Origin of the sequence: Serratia ureilytica (assembly GCF_017309605.1) — a bacterium.
In the GTDB taxonomy this organism is placed as follows: domain Bacteria; phylum Pseudomonadota; class Gammaproteobacteria; order Enterobacterales; family Enterobacteriaceae; genus Serratia; species Serratia ureilytica.
In genome coordinates this window covers 2,486,414-2,505,080 of sequence record NZ_CP071320.1, presented here as the reverse complement: position 1 = coordinate 2,505,080, position 18,667 = coordinate 2,486,414, and the positions used below count along the sequence as shown (strand labels likewise).

Here is an 18,667-nt window from a genome sequence, read left to right as displayed (position 1 = left end):
CGGCGATTAACGCGGCGCATCCGCCGCTTTCAACGACGCCGGCCGCATGTCCTGCCAGTGCGCTTCGATATAGTCGATACATTCACCGCGCGACGCCGGCCCCATCAACACGCGCCATCCCGGCGGCGTATCGGCAAACTGCGGCCACAGCGAGTACTGCTGTTGCGCGTTGACCAACACGGAGAAACGGAGACTTTCGTCATCGAACGGGTTTTGTTGTTCCTGAGTCATTTGCCTTACCTGTCTGTCAAAATGTGGAATTACTTCATTGCGGAAAGCAGCCGGCGCACGCCGTCCACCAGACCGCCGCGCCAGCAGAGCGCGTCATGTCCGCCGGAATACACGCGGTAGTCGGCACGATGCCCGGCCGCCGTCAGCGCCTGGTGCATCTGGCGATTGACGAATTCGATGTCCGCCTCCCGATCGCCGGCTTGCTGAATCACGGTGAGCGTCGGCGCGGTCGCGCCGCGCTGCCGAACCTGGCGTATCAACCAGCCTTCCTCCAACTCGTGGCGTTTTTCAAACTGGGTAACGAATTGCACCGTGGGCCACCAGAAGGAGCCGGACTGGCTCAGCACATGGCCGAAGCGCTCGGGCCAGTGCAGGCCGGCGTATAACGCCGCCAGCCCGCCGTAGCTCTGGCCGGCGACCACGGTGCGCGCCCCCTCTTCGCTGAACGGTTCGCGCCGCTGCGCCTGCGGCAGCAGTTCGTCGATCACCGCCTGCCAAAAGGCGGCGTTGCAAGGAAGTTCGTTTTCCCGGTGTTCGCCATCGATCGCATCGATCAGCAGCCAGCACGCGGGCGGCAGATGCCCTTTTGCGGTCTCGTTCTCAATCACCGGCAGCAATGCGTGCCTTTCGATCCAGTTCTGGCCGTCGAGCAGCAGCACCAGCGGGCGGTTCGCGTTGTCCGCCGCCTCGCCGCCGGCATACAGCCACACGCGCCGCCGGGTGCCCAGCCGTTCGCTGTGCCAGTGAAAAAGCTGTAGCCGCGCTTCATCCAACGGCCGATCGGCGGCCTGCCAGGCGCTTTGGTCGTCCGCGTCCGGCCCCTGAGCCAGGGAAACGGCGCGCGGGCGATAAGCCGGCCCCAGCGAGGTGCGATTCAGCGGATCGGCGATCGCCAACGGGAACAGCGATACCCACCAGGCGCGCTGCTGGCGATCGCGCAACGTTTCGTCGTCGCTAAAGACGGGAGGAAGATCTCGCGCCGTAATCGGGATCAGGCTGTAACTGCCGCGCCAGCGGCGATCGACAACGGCCGCGCCGTACCAAACGTCGGTGCCGGGGAGCCTTTTCAGGCTGCTGGGGGTCGTGCTGTGATGGTCGGTAATGCCGTTGATATCGGCATAGACGCGGCATATCGGCGAGAGCCGCTCGTCGCCGGCAGGATCGCGCCATAGCCAGGTCATTCTGACGTGCTGTTCATCGTGCGCGTCGACGACAGGCGTGCCATGAGCGGCAACCTTCTGCCACCATGCGGGTTGCCCCGCCGCCGCCTCACGCAGCCAGTGCGCCGCCAATCCCTCATGGCCGTGTTCTGGCCTCTTTTCCGGCAAAAACTCCATAGCGCCCCTTACATAACGTGCGTGACTTTTACAAAACCTGACAATCGTATTGATACTCATTATCATTTTCAATACTATTTGTCGGATTTTTGCCGTCGTGCAAACGCGACGTCTCCGCGTCGACGAGGGAAACCGTATTCATCGGCATTGCGGGGTTTATCAGGGTGGCATTACACACAAAAGTAGGCATGCAGGAGAGATAATGAATATTAGAAACAAAGGGATAGAAAACGATAGTGCAGAGGCGATGTCCGCCAACCGGCTGTTGCTGGGGGCGACGCTGGCGCTACTGCCCTTCGCGCAAAACGCTTTTGCCGCGGCGGACGAGACGATGGTGGTGACCGCCGACGCGCAGAGCAGCGTGACCGCGCCCGTCAAAGGGATCGTCGCCAAAGAGAGCGCCGCCGGCACCAAAACCGCCGCCCCGCTGAGCAAAACCCCGCAGTCCATCTCGGTGGTGACGCGCGAGCAAATGAACGACCAGGAACCGGCGTCGGTCGCCGACGCCTTGAACTACACCAGCGGGGTGGTCACCACCTATCGCGGCAATTCCAACCGCAATGACGAAGTGATCAGCCGCGGCTTCCGCTACGCGCCCAAGCTGCTCGACGGCCTGCACTTTGGCCTCTCGAGCCAAAACGGCGGCGCCGGGCAGATCGATCCCTGGTTGCTGGAGCGCGTGGAAATGGTGCACGGCCCGGCCGGCGTGCTTTACGGCCAGGTCAGCCCCGGCGGCGTGGTGGTGATGACCAGCAAACGCCCTACCGCCCAGAGCATTCACGAAGTTAAATTCAGCACCGGCAACCGTCATCTGGCGGAAACGGCGTTCGACTTCGGCGGCAAACTCAACGACGACAACACCCTGTTCTATCGCCTGAACGGTATCGCCAGAACCGAACATGAGTTTGTCAAAGACAGCAAGCAGCAACGGGTGGCCATCGCCCCGGCCTTCACCTGGCTGCCGAACGAAGACACCAGTTTTACGCTGCTGACCAGCTACCAGAACGATCCGAAAGCCGGATCGCGCAACTTCCTGCCGCGCGCCGGCACGCTGTTCCCGACCAGCGCGGGCTATGTGCCCTATGACTTCAACATCAGCGAACCCAGCTTCAACAAGTCGCGGCGCGAGCAGGCGTCGATCGGCTACAGCCTCGAGCACAACTTCAGCGATGCGCTGTCGTTTACCCAGAACCTGCGTTTCACCCACCGTGATGAGGACTATAAGTATCTGGTTTATAACGTAAACTCGAAGGTCAACGACCACACCGTCACCCGCATGGCGCAGCATGAAACGCAGATGACCAACGAGTTTGGCGTGGATAACCAACTGAAGGGCCTGTTCGACACCGGCGAGGTGAAGCACACGGTGCTGGGCGGATTGGATTACCGCTACAGCCATATCGATTCGAAGATGTATCGCGATCGCGGCAACGATTACCCGATCGACTGGGCCAACCCGGTTCGCCCCAGCATCGATGGCAGCACGCTGGCGCTGGCTTCCAGCGACTTGAAGACGCTGAATCAGGTCGGGGTGTATCTGCAGGACCAGCTGGCGTGGAATAACTGGAACCTGCTGCTGTCCGGCCGTCAGGACTGGTCGCAGGTCAACACCCGCGATCGCACCAGCGGCGGCAAAGAGCAGACCTACAACGATGCCCAGTTCACCGGCCGTGCGGGCCTGCTCTACGCCTTCGACAACGGCATTTCGCCGTACGTCAGCTACAGCACCTCGTTCGATCCTAACCTGTACCCGAGCGCGCCGGGCGCCGACCCGCTCAAGCCGACCACCGGCAAACAAACCGAGGTGGGCGTGAAGTACCAGATCCCGGGCGGCAACACCCTGCTGACCCTTTCCTGGTTCGACATCACCCAACGCAATGTGGCGTCTTACAACCGTCTCACCTCCGCCTACGAGCAGATCGGTGAGGTGAAATCCAAAGGGATTGAGGCGGAAGTGCACGCTCAGCCGACGCCGGAGATCAAGCTGATCGCCGCCTACACCTACACCGACGTGGTGACCAAAGACTCCAACTCGGCCGACGAAATCGGCCACAGCCCGGCGGGCATTCCGCGCCACGCGGCGTCCGCCTGGGGCAGCTACAGCTTCCTGAGCGGCGCGCTCAACGGCCTGACCGTCGGCAGCGGCGTGCGTTACATCGGCGATGCGCCGGCCGACGCCACCGGCCAGTACGATGTGCCGCACTACACGCTGTACGACGCCATGGTGAAATATGATCTCGGCCAGGCCTCGCCGGCGCTGCGCGGTGCGGCGCTGCAGCTCAACGTGCAGAACCTGACGGACAAGAAATACGTTTCATCCTGCAGCGGCGAGTACGCCTGCTTCTACGGCAGCGGCCGCAGCGTCATCGCTTCGGTGAACTACCGCTGGTAACGAAAAGGGGCGGCCAGCGCCGCCCCTTTCTTCCACCTTTCCCGCCGCGTTTACTCTTGCTTCAATTCCCGCAGATGCTTGTACACCGTGGCGCGCCCCATCGACAGCACGTTGGCGATATAGTCCGCCGCGCTTTTGGCCTTGAACGCCCCCTGATGATAGAGATCGCTGACCAGCCGACGTTTCTGTTCGCGGCTCAGCGCGCCGAGCGCAGCGTTCTCGCGCCGCAGCCAGTCATGCAGGAAGGTATTGATCTTCTCTTGCCAGTCGTCTTTGAACAGCTGTTGCGGCTGCGGCTGCAATCGCGTGACCGACAGGAACATATCCAGCGCGTTGCGGGCGTCCTCGAACATCGTGGTGCTCAGGTTGATGCACAGCAGATAGCTGGGGTTACCCTGCTCGTCGCGCGCGGCGATGCTCACCGAGCGCATCTTTTTGCCGTCCCAGTTCAGCTTTTCGTAGGGGCCGGTCACGTTGGCGCCGCCATCAAACGTGAAATCTTCCAGCCCCGCGTCGTCGCCCGGTTTGCGCTTCGACAGGTTGTTCGCCAGGTAGGCTATCTTGTTGGCGGCCAAATCGTGGATCACCACTTCCGCATTCGGGAAAAACAGGGCCGCGATGCCGTCGGCGACCGACCGCAACAGTTCAAGTTGAGAAGAAGAATTCGCCACGCTGGGGTGTCTCCGTATAGCCCGGTTTGGTTTGTTGTTCAGCCGCTTAGCATACCGCAGTTGCCGCCGCTTGCCGAGCGGATGGCGTTGGTTCCCCCCTCACTACCGGCTGCGCCGCAAGTGACCTTTTATCCCGACGGGGGGGCATGATTGGCCATTGCCGGTCGCCGGCGAAATAACGCCCGCCCCTTCAAAGAGGAAAAGGAAATAGGTTAACCACGCCGTTCATCTACCGTTTTTTTATTTAAAAACCGCCCCTTTGCCAATGACATTAATAACCGCACCACCGTTATTGAATTATTGCTTAAGGCCGTTGGCAAGTTGATTAGCAAACTCCCTTATGCAAGAAAAATCTCATACAAATCATCATGTTTTGCATAAAGCAAAGCGCCAATTCGGATTATTCCTAATTATTTATTTCAGACATCAGGAATAAATTTAACCTGCAGTACTGCAATAAGGATGCAGCTTAATTTGAGTTGTATAAGCAATTTAATTTAAAGGACTTTTATTATGAATTATGAATCCAAGGCGGAATGTTCCGCCAACAGCTACATTATTGAAATTTCAAGTTTTAAACTGCCGGCCTCACTCAGCCCTGAAGCGTTTGCCGTATTGGACAAGCGCGTAGAAGAGGAATTTATCTCGAACCAGAACGGGTTTATTTCGCGTGACTCGGGCATCAGCGTAGACAATGAGCCTCGCTGGGTGAACATTGTAAAATGGGAGACGCTGTTGGATGCGGATGAAAACATCTACCAATTTACGCAAGCTTCCGCGCCGGCGTCCGTCAAAGAATATCTCGCGAGTATCGGCGCTGAACCGGTGGAATTACAACGCTATCAGCATACCGGCGCCTAATGCGTATCGGATGACCACGCCACCGCGGCGCGGTCTTCTTTAAACGCTGATTCGCCAAACCAGAACGGGTGGCCGGCCGCTCGCGGTCACCCGTCCGTTTCAGGTGAACACGCTTTTCAGCCCACTCTTCTGCCGCAATACAGTAAAACAGCCCCGAATCATGCTTCTCGCTGCCCAGGCAAAACGCGGCGGCAGACGGCGTTTTAACAGGATTTTAACGCTGCCGAGGGGAAACGCCATTGTCAACATAGCAGTTAAATAAAATGAAACTTTTTGATCACATTCAAGCTTCTGAAAAATAGATATAAAGGGTTTTTATGCGTTTTATATGCATAAAGTATGCATGCGCCCGCTAACGGCCGGCGAAAAGTAATTAACTATTCATTTACCGCCCTGCAGGCGGCGAAAAACCGTCCGCTGGCCCGATGAGCGGGGGGCTAACAACCGGCATAATTAGTGGTAAATTTAGCGGCGCAAAGTGTTATGCGCTTGCTAATCCACGGTTAAACGAAATAAATACCTCTAAAATATAAAGGTTGGTTATGGAAAAGCTATCCTACGCTTCAGACAGCAGCACCACCGCTTGGGCTACATATCTGCAACAAATCGATCGCGTCGCCCCTTACCTCGGCGACCTCTCACGCTGGGTTGATACGCTGCGTCACCCTAAACGCGCTTTGATTGTCGATATCCCGCTGCAGATGGACGATGGCACCATCCGTCACTTCGAAGGCTTCCGCGTACAGCACAACCTGTCGCGCGGGCCGGGTAAAGGCGGTATCCGCTTCCACCCTGACGTCGATCTGAACGAAGTGATGGCCCTGTCCGCCTGGATGACCATCAAGTGCGCCGCGGTCAACCTGCCGTACGGCGGCGCCAAGGGCGGCATCCGCGTCGATCCGTTCAAACTGTCTGAAGGTGAACTGGAGCGACTGACCCGCCGCTACACCAGCGAAATCGGCTTCATCATCGGGCCACAGAAAGACATTCCTGCGCCGGACGTCGGCACCAACGCCAAAGTGATGGCCTGGATGATGGATACCTACTCCATGAACCACGGCACCACCATCACCGGCGTGGTAACCGGTAAGCCAATCCACCTCGGCGGCTCCCTGGGCCGTGAGAAAGCGACTGGCCGCGGCGTGTTTGTCACCGGCAGCGAAGTGGCCAAGCGTCTGGGCGTGCAGATCGAAGGCGCCAAAGTGGCGGTGCAAGGCTTCGGTAACGTGGGCAGCGAAGCGGCTCGCCTGTTCGTCGGCGTCGGCGCTCGCGTCGTCACCATCCAGGACCACTCCGCAACCCTGTTCAACGCCAACGGCATCGATCTGGCCGCGCTGACCGAATACCAGGCCAAGCACAAGCAGATCGCCGGTTTCCCAGGCGCCAGCGAGATCGAAAGCGAAGCGTTCTGGTCGGTTGACATGGACATCCTGATCCCTGCGGCGCTGGAAGGCCAGATCACCCGTCAGCGCGCCGAAATCCTCAGCGCCAAGCTGGTGCTGGAAGGGGCTAACGGCCCAACCTTCCCAGAAGCGGACGACATTCTGCGTTCCCGTAACATCACCGTGGTTCCGGACGTTATCTGTAACGCCGGCGGCGTAACGGTCAGTTACTTCGAGTGGGTGCAGGACATGGCGAGTTACTTCTGGAGCGAGTCCGAGATCAACGAGCGTATGGACAAGATCATGACCGACGCGATGGTCCACGTCTGGAACAAGGCCGCAGAGAAAGAGTGCAGCCTGCGCACCGCCGCTTATATCGTGGCTTGTGAGCGCATCCTGACCGCACGTAAAGAGCGTGGCATCTACCCAGGTTGATACCCGTTTCCCGGCCTGCCCCGGCAGGCCGGATTTTCCTCAGCGCAAACAGCGTTTCAACACCTTACCGGTACTGGTCATCGGCAAGCGTTCGACAAACTCGACGATACGCGGATACTTGAACGCCGCCAGCCTCTCCCGGCTCCAGGCGATCAGCGCCTCTTCCTCGATCGGCTCCTCCGTCTCTTTCAACACCACCACCGCTTTGATCTCTTCACCCAGCGAAGGATGCTCGACACCGATCACCGCCACCAACGACACCGCCGGATGGCGAATCAGTGCCTCTTCAATCTCGCGCGGATAGACGTTGAACCCGCCGCGAATGATCATGTCCTTGGCCCGATCGACGATGAAATAGAAGCCGTCGGCATCGCGGCGCGCCAGATCGCCGGTGCGGAACCAGCCGTTTTCCAGCACTTCCGCCGTCGCCTCGGGACGGTTCAGATAGCCTTTCATGATGTTGTAGCCGCGCACCGCGATCTCTCCCACCTGATCGACACCGTCGATCGGTTGCCCGGTGACGTCGAGCAAGCGAACCTCCACGCCCCAGATCGGTTGGCCGATAGAGCCGGGTTTGGTCACGCGGTGCGGATGGTTAAAGGTGGCGACCGGGCTGGTTTCCGACAGCCCATACCCTTCGAGAATGTTGACGCCGAAGCGGCGCGAGAAATCCTCCAGGATCTGCACCGGCAGGCTGGCCCCGCCGGACACCGCCATACGCAGCGTGCTGCGCAGGCGCTCGATATCCGTATGCTCATCCAGCGCATTCAACAACGCCCAATACATGGTCGGCACGCCGGCAAAAAAGGTAATGCCGTGCCGCTGCATCAGCGCGATGGCCTGCGCGGCGTCGAAGCGTTCGACCAGCACCAGGGTGGCGGCGGCGGAAAATCCGGCATTCATCTGCACCGTCGAACCAAACGTGTGGAACAGCGGCAGCGTCACCAGATGGCGATCGGGATCCGTTTCCGAGCCGTCGAACAGCCGCACCGATCCCAGCGCGTTAAGCACCAGGTTGGCGTGGGTCAACTCCGCCCCTTTGGCCCGGCCGGTGGTGCCGCTGGTATACAGCACCACCGCCGTGTCGCTTTCGAGCGTCGCGGCCGAAGCGAACTCGGTGGCCTGTGCGGCTATCGCCGTGCTGAAACGTTCGCCTTCGAGCGGCAGCCGATCGCCGATGATAAACACCTCACGGCATTGCTCCGCCTTCGCCGCCGCCCGCAGCGCCTCTTCCCCCAACGGCAGGCCGTTGCTGCCTTCGAAGCAAAACAACGCCACCGCCGCCGAGTCCGCCAGGTAATAGTCGAACTCTGCGCTCTTAAGCAGAATATTGAGCGGCACCACCACCGCGCCGCTTTTGAGAATGCCGTAATAGATAGCCGGAAACTCCGGCCGATTGGGGCAGGCCAGCGCCACTCGCTCACCGGGCTGCACGCCGCGCGCGACCAGTAAATTCGCCACCCGGTTGGCCATTTCATTCAGCGCCCGATAGCTGAGCGGTATATCGTCCTGTATCACCGCCGGCCGTTCCGGCCAGGTGCGCGCACTTTCTTCAAGCAAGGTAGCCAGATTCAGCATCGGGGATCCTCCCTGGGTTGAGCGGCGAGAAAGCGCCGCAGTATCACGAGTATAGATAGGCGCTTTGCGGTTCGCATTCCCAGGGGCGCTGGGCTATACCTTAGGCATTCCCCCTCCTGCAGGAGTTGTGATCATGAGCAAGAAAAAAATCCTGATGCTGGTCGGCGACTACGCCGAAGATTACGAAACCATGGTGCCATTTCAGGCATTGCAAATGCTTGGCCATTGGGTGGATGCCGTGTGCCCCGACAAAGCCGTCGGCGACTACATCCAGACCGCGATCCACGACTTTGACGGCGCGCAGACCTACAGCGAGAAACCCGGTCATCGTTTCACCCTGAACGCCGACTTTGCCGCCGCCAAAGAAGAACACTATGACGCGCTGTTGATCCCCGGCGGTCGTGCGCCCGAATACCTGCGCCTGAATCCCGACGTGATCGCGCTGGTGCAGGCGTTCGACGCCGCCAAAAAACCGATCGCTGCCGTTTGCCACGGCCCGCAGCTGCTGGCGGCGGCTGGGGTGTTGAAGGGCCGCACCTGCAGCGCCTACCCGGCTTGCGCCCCGGAGGTGCGGCTCGGCGGCGGCCACTATGCGGAGATCGGCATCGATCAGGCGCACGTCGACGGCAATCTGGTCACCGCCCCGGCCTGGCCGGCGCATCCGCAGTGGCTGGCGAAGTTCGCCGAGCTGCTGGAGCAGTAACCTGGCGCTAGCGCAATTGCTCGATAAGAAAATGGATGTCGTACAGCCAGCGTTTGGCGCGCGCCGAGCGCACCAGCATCGATACGCACAGCGGCCGGGTGTGTTCTTTACAGGCGGAGGGGGAAAACCAGCGCCCGGTATTGCTCGGCGGCTGGAAATACAGCTCGTGGTTGTAATTGCTGCTGTCGACGCCGAAGGTATCGAAGTAGCGGCGCATCAGCGTGTTGGAGTCGCTGAACGACAGGTTGAGCGCGGTGTTAATCTCGGTTTCCGGGGTGATGACCGCCCCCTTCTTCTGCCGCCCTGGTGCGTTGAATGCGGCGATAAGCGCGATGACCTGTTGCTGAATGTCTTCTGCCATGACGACCTCGAGCCGATATGAGGAAAAGGTGAATGCAATTATCTGTCTGACTCTGCCCGCCGCGGCGAGTTCGGGCCGCCGCGCGGGTTTTCCGTTTCTTTACACTTTCCATAAGTAAACCGCGCGCCGCCCAACTCGCGGCGCGCGCGGTCGACGGTTAGCGGCTGAGCGCCGCCTTATCGGCGATGACGCCGTCCCCCTGCTGCTCGGCGGCAACCCCGCCGCCCAACACTTTATACAGGGTCGCCTGATTGTCGTACGCGGTCTGCTGTGCGGCGATCAGCGACTGCTGCGCCGTATACAGCGTGCGCTGCGCGTCCAGCAGCGTCAGGTAGCTGTCCACGCCCTGGCGGTAACGCAGTTCGGCCAGGCGATAATATTGCTGCGCCGCCGTCACATAGCCGGTCTGTGCCGCCAGCTGTTCCTGCAGCGTGGCTTTGCGCGCCAGCGCGTCGGCGGTTTCCTGAAATGCCGTCTGCACCGCTTTCTCATAGGTGGCGACATACAGGTCTTTCTGCGCCTGGGTGTAGTGGAGCTGAGCCGTGTTATAGCCGCCGCTGAAGATCGGCAGGCTGATGCTCGGGGCGAACGACCAGACGCCGGCGCCGTGGCTGAACAGCGCCGAGAGTTCACCGCTGCCCACGCCGCCGCTGGCGGTCAGGCTGATCGACGGGAAGAATGCCGCACGCGCCGAGCCGATGTTGGCGTTGGCGGATTTCAGATTATGCTCGGCCTGCAGCACGTCCGGCCGCGTCAGCAGCACCTGCGAAGACACCCCGGCCGGCAGATTGCGCATGATTTCGCCGAGCGCATCGATACCGTCGGGCAGCAGGTTTTCCGGCACGCTTTGCCCCACCGCCAAATCCAGCGCGTTTTTCGCCTGCGCGGCGAGGGTGGCGTAGCTGGCGGCGTCCGAACGCGCCTGCTGATAAACGGTTTCCGCCGACGCCACGTCGACCAGCGACGAAATGCCGTGCTGTTGATTGTTGCGCGTCACGTCCAGCGAACGTTTGGCGCTTTCCATCGTCTGCTGCGCCACCGCCAGATTGCTGCGCTCGGCCGCCACCGCCACCCAGTCGGTGACGATATCGGCGATCAGCGTCAGACGGGTGCTTTTCGCCGCTTCCGAGTTGGCCAGATAGGTTTCGAACGCCGCCCGCGACAGGCTGGCGTTCTTGCCGAACAGATCCAGCTCGAACGCGCTGACGCCGCCCTGCGCTTCGTAGCTCTGGCTGATGGCGGTGGCATTGCCGTTGCCGCTCAGCGAACGCCCGCGGCTGCCGTCGGCGGTGGCGTTGATCGTCGGGAACAGCGCCGAGCGCTGCTCACCGTATAGGGCGCGCGCCGAGGCGATATTGGCGATCGCCTCACGCAGATCGCGGCTGCTGTTCAGCCCCATCGCCACCACCTGCCGCAGCCTGGCGTCCTGCACATAGTCGCGCCAGGCGACGTCCGGGTAGCTCAACGCCTGCTTGCCGGCGGCCTCGCCCTGCGGCAGGTTGGCGGGCACCGGCGCCGCCGGGCGCTGGTAGTGCGGATCCAGCGACAGACACCCGCTCAGCAGCAGCGGTAAAGTTAACATCATGACTCGTTGCAACACGTTATTCTCCTGCCTGCGACGGCGAGTTGGCGGGCCGACGGGTAAACATGCGGCGCACCAACACATAAAACAGCGGTACGAAAAAGATCGCCAAGGCGGTGGCGGTGATCGTGCCGCCGATAATGCCGGTGCCGATGGCAATTCGGCTGTTGGCGCCGGCGCCGCTGGATACCGCCAGCGGCAGCACCCCGGCGGTGAACGCCAGCGAGGTCATCAGGATCGGCCGCAGGCGCATGCGCGCCGCGTGGACCGCCGCGCCAATCAGCGTTTCCCCCCGCTGGTGCATCTCCTCGGCGAACTCGACGATCAAAATGGCGTTCTTCGCCGACAGCCCGATGATGGTGAGCAGCGCCACCTGGAAGTAGATGTCGTTTTCCAGCCCGCGCAGCGTGATCGCCAGCAGTGAGCCCACCACGCCCATCGGCACCACCAACATGACCGCGAATGGAATCGACCAGCTCTCATACAGCGCCGCCAGGCACAGGAACACCACGATGAGCGAAATGGCGTACAGCGACGACGCCTGGCCGCTGGTCAGCCGTTCCTGATAGGACAGCCCGCTCCAGGAATAGCTGCTGCCGGCGGAGTATTTCGCCGCCAGTTTCTCCATCTCGCTCATTGCCGTACCGGAACTGACACCGGCGGCGCCCTGCCCGGTGATCTCGAACGACGACAGCCCGTTATAACGCGACAGGTTCTCCGGCCCGTAGATCCAGTGCGAAGACGCAAAGGCGGAGAACGGCGTCATGCTGCTGTCGCCCGATGCGTTGGTGCCGCGCACAAACCAGCGGTCGAGGTCTTCCGGCTTGGCGCGGTACTGCACGTCGCCCTGCATATAGACTTTTTTCACCCGGTTGCGATCGATAAAGTCGTTGATGTAGGTGCTGCCGAACGCGCTGCTGAGGGTGCTGTTGACGTCCGCGGCGCTCAGGCCGAGTGCCTGCAGTTTGCCGTTGTCGATCGCCACCTGCAGCTGCGGGGTGTCCGGCAAGGTGTTGGCGCGCACCGCCAACAGCGATGGATTGCCGGCGGCGGCGGCGACAATCTGATCGCGCATCGCCTGCAGTTCGGCGCGGGTGGTCGCCCCTTTGGCCTGCAGTTCGAAGGTGAAGCCGTCGGACTGGCCGAAGCCGTCGATCGCCGGCGGGCTCATGGAGAACACTTGGGCGTCGCGCAGCGAGGCGAAGTGCGCCATGGCGCGTTTGGCGATGGCGTCGGCGGTGTTTTCGCTGCCGCCGCGTTGGCTCCAGTCTTTGAGGCTGACGAACGCCATGCCGGCGTTTTGCCCGCTGCCGCTGAAACCGAAACCGTTGATGGTGAAAATGGTGCTGACGTTGGCCTTTTCCTGGTCGAGAAAATAGGCGGTCACCGCCTCGCTCACCGCCGAGGTGCGCGCGTTGGTGGCGCCGGCCGGCAAGGTGTACTGCACCATCACCGAGCCCTGATCCTCGTTGGGCAGGAAGCCGGTCGGCAAACGCAGATACATTACGGCGGCGGCGATCAACAGCAGGCCGTACAGCAGCAGATAGCGCGTTGGCCGGTGGATCACTGCGCCGACCTTGTCGGCGTACTTCGCCTGCAACCGGTCATAACCGCGGTTGAATTTGCCCAGCAGCCCGGTGTCAGTCTGCGCGTCGTGCGCGGGTTTCAGCAACGTGGCGCACAAGGCCGGCGCCAGCGTCAACGCCAGCACCACCGACAACACCATCGAGGAGACGACGGTGATCGAAAACTGGCGGTAGATCACCCCGGTGGAGCCGCCGAAGAACGCCATCGGCAGAAACACCGCCGACAGCACCAGCGCGATGCCGACCAGCGCGCCGGTGATTTCGCGCATCGATTTCTCCGTCGCCTCGCGCGGCGGCAGCTTATCTTCGCGCATCACCCGTTCGACGTTTTCCACCACCACGATGGCGTCATCCACCAATAGCCCGATCGCCAACACCATGCCGAACAGCGTCAGGGTATTGATCGAATAGCCGAACGCCGCCAGCACGCCGAAGGTGCCCAGCAACACCACCGGCACGGTGATGGTCGGGATCAGCGTGGTGCGCAGGTTTTGCAGGAACACGAACATCACCACCACCACTAACGCCACCGCTTCAAACAGCGTTTTCACCACCTCCTCGATAGAGATGTTGATAAAGTCGGTGCTGTCTTTCGGGTAGGCCACCTTGTAGCCCTGCGGCATGGCGCTTTGGTACTCCGCCACCTTGGCCTTCACCAGCTTGGCGGTGCTCAGGGCGTTGGCGCCCGCCGCCAGCTTGACCGCGATCCCCGCCGCCGGGTGGCCGTTGAGGTGCGCGCTGGCGGAGTAGTCTTCGTTGCCCAGCTCAACCCGCGCCACGTCGCCCAGCCGCACCAGCGCCCCGCTGCTGTCGCTTTTCAGGATGATATTGCGGAACTGTTCCGGCGTTTGCAGCCGCGACTGCGCCTTCACCGTGGCAGTCAGCTGCTGGTCGGCGGCGGCCGGCAGATCGCCTATCTTGCCGGCGGACACCTGGGTGTTTTGCGCCTCGATCGCCGTCTGCACGTCGGAAGGCATCAGCGAAAAGCTCGCCAGTTTGGTCGGATCCAGCCAGATGCGCATCGCGTATTCCGAGCCGAACACCTGCACGTCCCCGACGCCCTCGATGCGCGACAGCGGATCCTGCAGGTTGCTGACCAGATAGTCGGAGATATCGGCCATCGTCGCCTTGTCGCTTTCGTCATACAGCCCGACGATCAGCAGGAAGCTGCTCTGGGATTTCTTGACCGTCACGCCCTGCGCGGTGACCGCGCTCGGCAAACGGCTTTCCGCCTGCTGCACCTTGTTTTGCACCTGCACCTGAGCGATATCCGGATCGGTGCCCTGATCAAAAGTGACGTTGATGCTGACCGAGCCGCTGGAGCTGCTGGTCGAAGAAAAATACAGCAGGCCGTCCAGGCCGGTGAGCTGCTGCTCAATCACCTGGGTGACGCTGTTTTCCAGCGTTTCCGCGTCTGCGCCCGGGTAGGTGGCGGAGATGGAAATCTGCGGCGGTGAGACGTCCGGGTACTGCGAAACGGGCAACGAGTTGATCGACATCAGGCCGCACAGCATGATGATGATGGCGATCACCCAGGCGAATACCGGCCGCCGGATAAAGAACTGCGCCATATCACTGCTCCCCGCGTTGGGTTTTGTCGACCGAAACCTCAACCGGCTTCACCGCGGCGCCGATCGTCACCTTGCTGGTGCCTTCGACGATCAGGCGATCGCCTTCGTTCAGCCCGCTGCCGATCAGCCAATTGCTGCCCACCACCCGTTCGGCGCTGACGGTGCGCTGAGCCACTTTGTTCTGTTCGTCCACCACCAACGCGGTGGCTTCCCCTTTGGCGTTGCGGGTTATGCCCTGCTGCGGCGCCAGAATCGCTTTGGGATCGACGCCGTTATCCACCGTGGCGTGGACATACATGCCGGGCAGCAGCTCATGTTCGGGGTTGGGGAACACCGCGCGCAGCGTGACCGAACCGGTGGCTTCGTCCACCGCGACTTCGGTCAGCTCGAGCTTGCCGGCGTGGGCATAAGGCGTGCCGTCCTCCAGCTTGATGGCGGCCGGCGTGACCGCACCGCGCTGCAAAGCGGCCTGCTGACGGCGCAGTTTAAGCAACTGGGCGCTGGACTGGGTCAGATCGACATAGATGGGATCCAACGCACGGATGGTGGCCAACGCATCAGTCTGGCCGGCGGTGACCAGCGCGCCCGGCGTCACCGACGAAATGCCGATGCGGCCGGCGATCGGCGCCCGCACCTGGGTATAGGCGAGATTGATGCGCGCCGTTTCCAGCGCCGCCTGATACTGCGCCACCGACGCCACGGCCTGCAGATACGCGGCTTTGGCGTCGTCTGCGTCCTGTTTGGAAACGCCGTTCTCTTTCACCAGCGCCGCATAGCGCTGCGATTTGAGCCGGGTGGATTGCACCGTGGCCTGAGCGTTTTTCAGCTGGGCGGCGGCCTGATCGTAACTGGCCTGATAGCTGGCGGGGTCAATTTGATACAAGACCTGCCCGGCTTTCACCTCGGCCCCTTCGGTAAACAGCCGCTGCTTGATGATGCCGTCGACCTGCGGCCGCACGTCGGAGGTCATGGTGGCGTTAACCCGGCCGGTCAACTCGCTGCTCAGGGTTACAGACTGGCCGCGCAGCGTGACGACGCCGACCTCCCGTTCACCGCCTGCGCCCGTCGGCGCGCCGGCGTTTTGCCCATCGCAGGCGGCCAGCGACAGCGAAAGCCCCAGCGCCAAAAGCGTTTTCCTCTGCATTGCAATACGATCCTATTGAGAATGACTATTCTCAATATATCGAATGCCGGAATGCGCTTCTGAAAGGGTTGCGTAAGGATTGCGTAAAATCTTTTCGAAGCGGTAAACGGTGGCGCAATCTCGTTCAGCGTGGTTTCAGCACATTGGCGCAGCGGTTTTTAGCCAATGCAATAAAGCGTTCCACTTCAGCCGGGGGCGGCGCCGCTTCAGTTGTATCAGGCTCTTGCTCCCGATGAGCATCGCTCGCCGGCTGCTTGCAGCGATAAACCAGGCCATACAGGGGATGGCGCCCATCGTCGGTTTGATAATAATTGGCCACGCGGGCGAACGAATAGTAATAATAAGGCGTTGAATGTTCTTCGCCCCGATAAACGTTTTGCGTGCCGCCATCGTAGAACGTCACGTTGGCGGTCTTTTCCATCAACCGATCCAGGTCGTCGATCACCTGCTCAGTGCAGCGGTTTAATTCACGCCGATCTTGTTCATTCAATTTATCGGCATAGTCGTCGGCGCAGCGGGTGATATAACCTTCATACTGGAGATTGTCGGCGAGCTTAAGTTCGAAATAACGGTATGAGCGCTCGGCGATCTTCACCCCCTCACGCTCCTGAATCAGCTTCGCATCCTGAATAAGGTACACCGCCGCCGGATCCTGATTCTCGAGCGTAAGCATGGCCGCAGTGGCCCCTCCAACAGGCGTCAAGAGCGCCCCCATAAGCAGGGACAACCGTTTGATTAAACGAAAGTCCATTGTTTTAGCGTCTTGGTCCATCATAAATTTCGTCATCTTATCTCGTCAGCGGCGGCGTACCGAGCGCCGCGTGGGATTTTTAGGGTTTAACCAGTCTAAACACCGTTTTGGTGTGCCAATAGTAGTCGATCGCTGCCGAAACAGTCGGCATCCAGCCGTCCGGCTCATAGGGAACGAAGCCGGAAAAACCCAGCCTGCGGGCAGAGACCTGGAACCCCGCGGCGGAGAAAATACGCGCATAATCGTCCAGAGAACGATCCTGCACCACGGTATGCGTCTGTTCAGCCACCCTTTCGCGCCATTGCGGCCACAGCGGGTTGTCGGTGTGGCAACCGGTCACCGCATAATAAACGCCGCCCGGCTTCAGCACCCGCAGCATATCGGCGGCATGCTGCGCGATATCTTCAATCAGGTAGATGACTTCATGACTGAAGGCGATATCGAAGTGGTTCTCATAACCCGTCAACCGCGTGTCGGTCTGATAAACGATCGGCAGGTTTCCTTTCAGGCGGTTGGCTTGTTCGACGGATTGGCGGGCGATATCAACTCCGATCCCCTCACTAAATGGCCGAATTTGATGCAACAGGCGCAAAAAACCGCCCTGATTGCAGCCGAAGTCCAGCACCCTGACGCCGGACAGTTCGCGTTCCGGCACCAGGCTCAGCAGATGCCGCCAGATGGGCGCATGGCCTTCGGCCATGGCCTGCTCTGCGTGCGGATCGCGATACCAGGTGGGAATGCTCAAGGATGAGTCGTTCATTATGGCCTCCTTCTGTTTCCACTCAGCCAACCACAGCCTATGGCGACAAACAACCGCGTGCGCATTTTTTGAACATTCACTAGTCTGGTTTGCCAGGCGCCGGCAGTTGGCTGGTCACGCAGTGAATGCCGCCGCCGCCGGCGGCGATCGCGTCGATCTCCAACTGCACCACCTTGCGCTGCGGATAGAGCGCCGACAGCAGTTCAAACGCCGCCTTGTCCGCCTGCGGGTCGCCAAACTCCGGGGCGATCACCGCGCCGTTGATAACGAAATAGTTGATGTAGCCCGCCGCGAAATCGGGATTGCGGCGGCTGAAACGGCTGTCGCGCGGTGCCCGCGGCGGCGAGAGCGTATGCACCTGCAGCGTGCGGCCGTCGGCGTCGGTCGCCGTCTTGAGGATCGCCAGATGCGTCTGGGTGACCGCATGATCGTAAGAGGCCGGGTCGGTGTCCAGATTGGCCACCACCACGCCCGGCCGCACGAAACGGGCGTAAAAATCGACGTGGGCATCGGTGATGTCCCGGCCTTTAATGCCCGGCAGCCAGATAATTTTACGCAGGCCGAGCATCGCCTTCAGCTCCTGCTCAACCCGATCCCTGCTCCAGCCCGGGTTGCGGTTCGCATTCACCCAACTGCTCTCGGTCATGATGCCGGTGCCGCGCCCATCCACCTCAATGCCGCCGCCTTCGCCTACCAGTGCGCTGCGGCGCGGTTGAGCGACGCCGTATCGCCTGGCGGCAAACCCTGCCAGACGCGCATCCCTGGCATGCTGCTGCTTATCGCCCCAGCCGTTGAAGTTGAAATCCACCGCGCCCAGTTCGCCGGCATCATTGACGACGAAATTGGCGCCGATGTCGCGCATCCAGATATCATCCAGCTCGGTGACGACATAGCTGACGTTGTGACTGCCGCAGGTGACCTCGGCCAATTGCCGTTCACGCTCGCGGCAAAAAACCGTCAACGGCTGAAATTCGGCGATGGCGCGGGCGATACGCCCCTGCGCCGCCCGCACGTCCGCCGTGAAGTCGCCCCAAATCGCGCGCTGCGCGCCGAACGCGATAAACGCCCGCTGTTGCGGTTCCCCTTCATCCGGCAAGCGCCAGGCCGGATTAAGCACAGCTTTTGCGTGACCGCGTAACGAAATACCCAATGATGCCGTCAAGCCGACGCCGGCCACCGCCGAAAGCTGCTTGATAAAGGTGCGGCGCGTTGACATAAATGCCCCCTTTTAATTAATTTAAATTCAACTGGTTAACCGGTTTTTTCGCTCTCCGGGAATTGAATCTCATGCTAGTCTTCCCCTGCCGCTGCGACAAACGATA

At 61.0% G+C, this 18,667-nt stretch carries 15 protein-coding genes; 4 read left to right on the top strand and 11 right to left on the bottom strand.

Annotation, left to right across the window (positions count from 1 at the left end):
• Positions 1-6 precede the first annotated feature (6 nt).
• Positions 7-231 carry an MbtH family protein gene (locus J0X03_RS11625; protein ID WP_033643114.1) on the bottom strand — a complete coding sequence of 75 codons (225 nt, stop codon included), beginning with the start codon at positions 229-231 and terminating at the stop codon, positions 7-9.
• A 29-nt stretch (positions 232-260) separates the two neighbouring features.
• A complete protein-coding gene (fes, locus tag J0X03_RS11620) occupies positions 261-1,568 on the bottom strand; it encodes an enterochelin esterase (protein ID WP_226772936.1) in 1,308 nt (435 codons plus the stop codon).
• A 202-nt stretch (positions 1,569-1,770) separates the two neighbouring features.
• Between fes and J0X03_RS11615 the strand changes: the two genes are divergently transcribed.
• Complete coding sequence (locus tag J0X03_RS11615; RefSeq protein ID WP_089197068.1) at positions 1,771-3,960, top strand: TonB-dependent siderophore receptor; 2,190 nt, start codon at positions 1,771-1,773, stop codon at positions 3,958-3,960.
• Positions 3,961-4,010: 50 nt separating this feature from the next.
• On the opposite strand, the gene J0X03_RS11610 is transcribed toward J0X03_RS11615, so the two are convergent.
• A complete protein-coding gene (locus J0X03_RS11610) occupies positions 4,011-4,631 on the bottom strand; it encodes a helix-turn-helix transcriptional regulator (RefSeq protein ID WP_060660703.1) in 621 nt (206 codons plus the stop codon).
• A gap of 513 nt (positions 4,632-5,144) precedes the next feature.
• Here J0X03_RS11610 and J0X03_RS11605 point away from each other — a divergent pair.
• Both J0X03_RS11605 and J0X03_RS11600 read left to right on the top strand, forming a co-directional pair.
• Positions 5,145-5,492, top strand: coding sequence for an antibiotic biosynthesis monooxygenase family protein (locus J0X03_RS11605; protein ID WP_069100152.1), 348 nt, complete (start codon positions 5,145-5,147; stop codon positions 5,490-5,492).
• A gap of 542 nt (positions 5,493-6,034) precedes the next feature.
• On the top strand, positions 6,035-7,309 hold the full coding sequence (locus J0X03_RS11600; RefSeq protein WP_033643119.1) for a Glu/Leu/Phe/Val family dehydrogenase: 1,275 nt from the start codon (positions 6,035-6,037) through the stop codon (positions 7,307-7,309).
• A gap of 39 nt (positions 7,310-7,348) precedes the next feature.
• Here the strand turns inward: J0X03_RS11600 and J0X03_RS11595 are convergent, their stop codons facing one another.
• The gene (locus J0X03_RS11595; RefSeq protein WP_033650370.1) at positions 7,349-8,887 is read right to left on the bottom strand and encodes a long-chain-fatty-acid--CoA ligase; all 1,539 of its coding nucleotides are present in this window, start codon (positions 8,885-8,887) and stop codon (positions 7,349-7,351) included.
• Between the two features lie 133 nt (positions 8,888-9,020).
• Between J0X03_RS11595 and J0X03_RS11590 the strand changes: the two genes are divergently transcribed.
• Positions 9,021-9,590: a DJ-1/PfpI family protein gene (locus tag J0X03_RS11590; protein WP_033643121.1), complete on the top strand. Its 570-nt coding sequence runs from the start codon at positions 9,021-9,023 to the stop codon at positions 9,588-9,590.
• A 7-nt stretch (positions 9,591-9,597) separates the two neighbouring features.
• Here J0X03_RS11590 and J0X03_RS11585 read toward each other — a convergent pair whose 3' ends face one another.
• The 7 genes from J0X03_RS11585 to J0X03_RS11555 all read right to left on the bottom strand — a co-directional run bounded on the left by J0X03_RS11585 (position 9,598) and on the right by J0X03_RS11555 (position 18,561).
• Positions 9,598-9,951, bottom strand: a complete 354-nt coding sequence (locus J0X03_RS11585) for a DUF1493 family protein (RefSeq protein ID WP_033643122.1) — start codon at positions 9,949-9,951, stop codon at positions 9,598-9,600.
• A 157-nt stretch (positions 9,952-10,108) separates the two neighbouring features.
• Positions 10,109-11,551, bottom strand: a complete 1,443-nt coding sequence (locus J0X03_RS11580) for an efflux transporter outer membrane subunit (RefSeq protein WP_160204310.1) — start codon at positions 11,549-11,551, stop codon at positions 10,109-10,111.
• A gap of 1 nt (position 11,552) precedes the next feature.
• Complete coding sequence (locus J0X03_RS11575; RefSeq protein ID WP_160204311.1) at positions 11,553-14,690, bottom strand: efflux RND transporter permease subunit; 3,138 nt, start codon at positions 14,688-14,690, stop codon at positions 11,553-11,555.
• Between the two features lies 1 nt (position 14,691).
• Positions 14,692-15,834 carry an efflux RND transporter periplasmic adaptor subunit gene (locus J0X03_RS11570; RefSeq protein WP_160204312.1) on the bottom strand — a complete coding sequence of 381 codons (1,143 nt, stop codon included), beginning with the start codon at positions 15,832-15,834 and terminating at the stop codon, positions 14,692-14,694.
• Positions 15,835-15,958: 124 nt separating this feature from the next.
• Positions 15,959-16,621, bottom strand: coding sequence for a hypothetical protein (locus J0X03_RS11565; protein WP_139120321.1), 663 nt, complete (start codon positions 16,619-16,621; stop codon positions 15,959-15,961).
• 43 nt (positions 16,622-16,664) lie between these two features.
• Complete coding sequence (locus J0X03_RS11560; RefSeq protein ID WP_033643126.1) at positions 16,665-17,345, bottom strand: class I SAM-dependent methyltransferase; 681 nt, start codon at positions 17,343-17,345, stop codon at positions 16,665-16,667.
• Between the two features lie 79 nt (positions 17,346-17,424).
• Positions 17,425-18,561 (bottom strand): agmatine deiminase family protein, encoded by a 1,137-nt coding sequence (locus J0X03_RS11555; protein ID WP_033643127.1) that lies wholly within the window; start codon positions 18,559-18,561, stop codon positions 17,425-17,427.
• Positions 18,562-18,667: the final 106 nt, after the last annotated feature.

Bases quoted from the DNA above. Each gene is read 5' to 3' on its own strand.
- J0X03_RS11575 (WP_160204311.1), bottom strand. From the start codon at position 14,690: ATGGCGCAGTTCTTTATCCGGCGGCCGGTATTCGCCTGGGTGATCGCC.
- J0X03_RS11605 (WP_069100152.1), top strand. From the start codon at position 5,145: ATGAATTATGAATCCAAGGCGGAATGTTCCGCCAACAGCTACATTATT.
- J0X03_RS11595 (WP_033650370.1), bottom strand. From the start codon at position 8,887: ATGCTGAATCTGGCTACCTTGCTTGAAGAAAGTGCGCGCACCTGGCCG.
- J0X03_RS11590 (WP_033643121.1), top strand. From the start codon at position 9,021: ATGAGCAAGAAAAAAATCCTGATGCTGGTCGGCGACTACGCCGAAGAT.
- J0X03_RS11560 (WP_033643126.1), bottom strand. From the start codon at position 17,345: ATGAACGACTCATCCTTGAGCATTCCCACCTGGTATCGCGATCCGCAC.
- J0X03_RS11555 (WP_033643127.1), bottom strand. From the start codon at position 18,561: ATGTCAACGCGCCGCACCTTTATCAAGCAGCTTTCGGCGGTGGCCGGC.
- fes (WP_226772936.1), bottom strand. From the start codon at position 1,568: ATGGAGTTTTTGCCGGAAAAGAGGCCAGAACACGGCCATGAGGGATTG.
- J0X03_RS11615 (WP_089197068.1), top strand. From the start codon at position 1,771: ATGAATATTAGAAACAAAGGGATAGAAAACGATAGTGCAGAGGCGATG.
- J0X03_RS11570 (WP_160204312.1), bottom strand. From the start codon at position 15,834: ATGCAGAGGAAAACGCTTTTGGCGCTGGGGCTTTCGCTGTCGCTGGCC.
- J0X03_RS11600 (WP_033643119.1), top strand. From the start codon at position 6,035: ATGGAAAAGCTATCCTACGCTTCAGACAGCAGCACCACCGCTTGGGCT.
- J0X03_RS11585 (WP_033643122.1), bottom strand. From the start codon at position 9,951: ATGGCAGAAGACATTCAGCAACAGGTCATCGCGCTTATCGCCGCATTC.
- J0X03_RS11625 (WP_033643114.1), bottom strand. From the start codon at position 231: ATGACTCAGGAACAACAAAACCCGTTCGATGACGAAAGTCTCCGTTTC.
- J0X03_RS11565 (WP_139120321.1), bottom strand. From the start codon at position 16,621: ATGACGAAATTTATGATGGACCAAGACGCTAAAACAATGGACTTTCGT.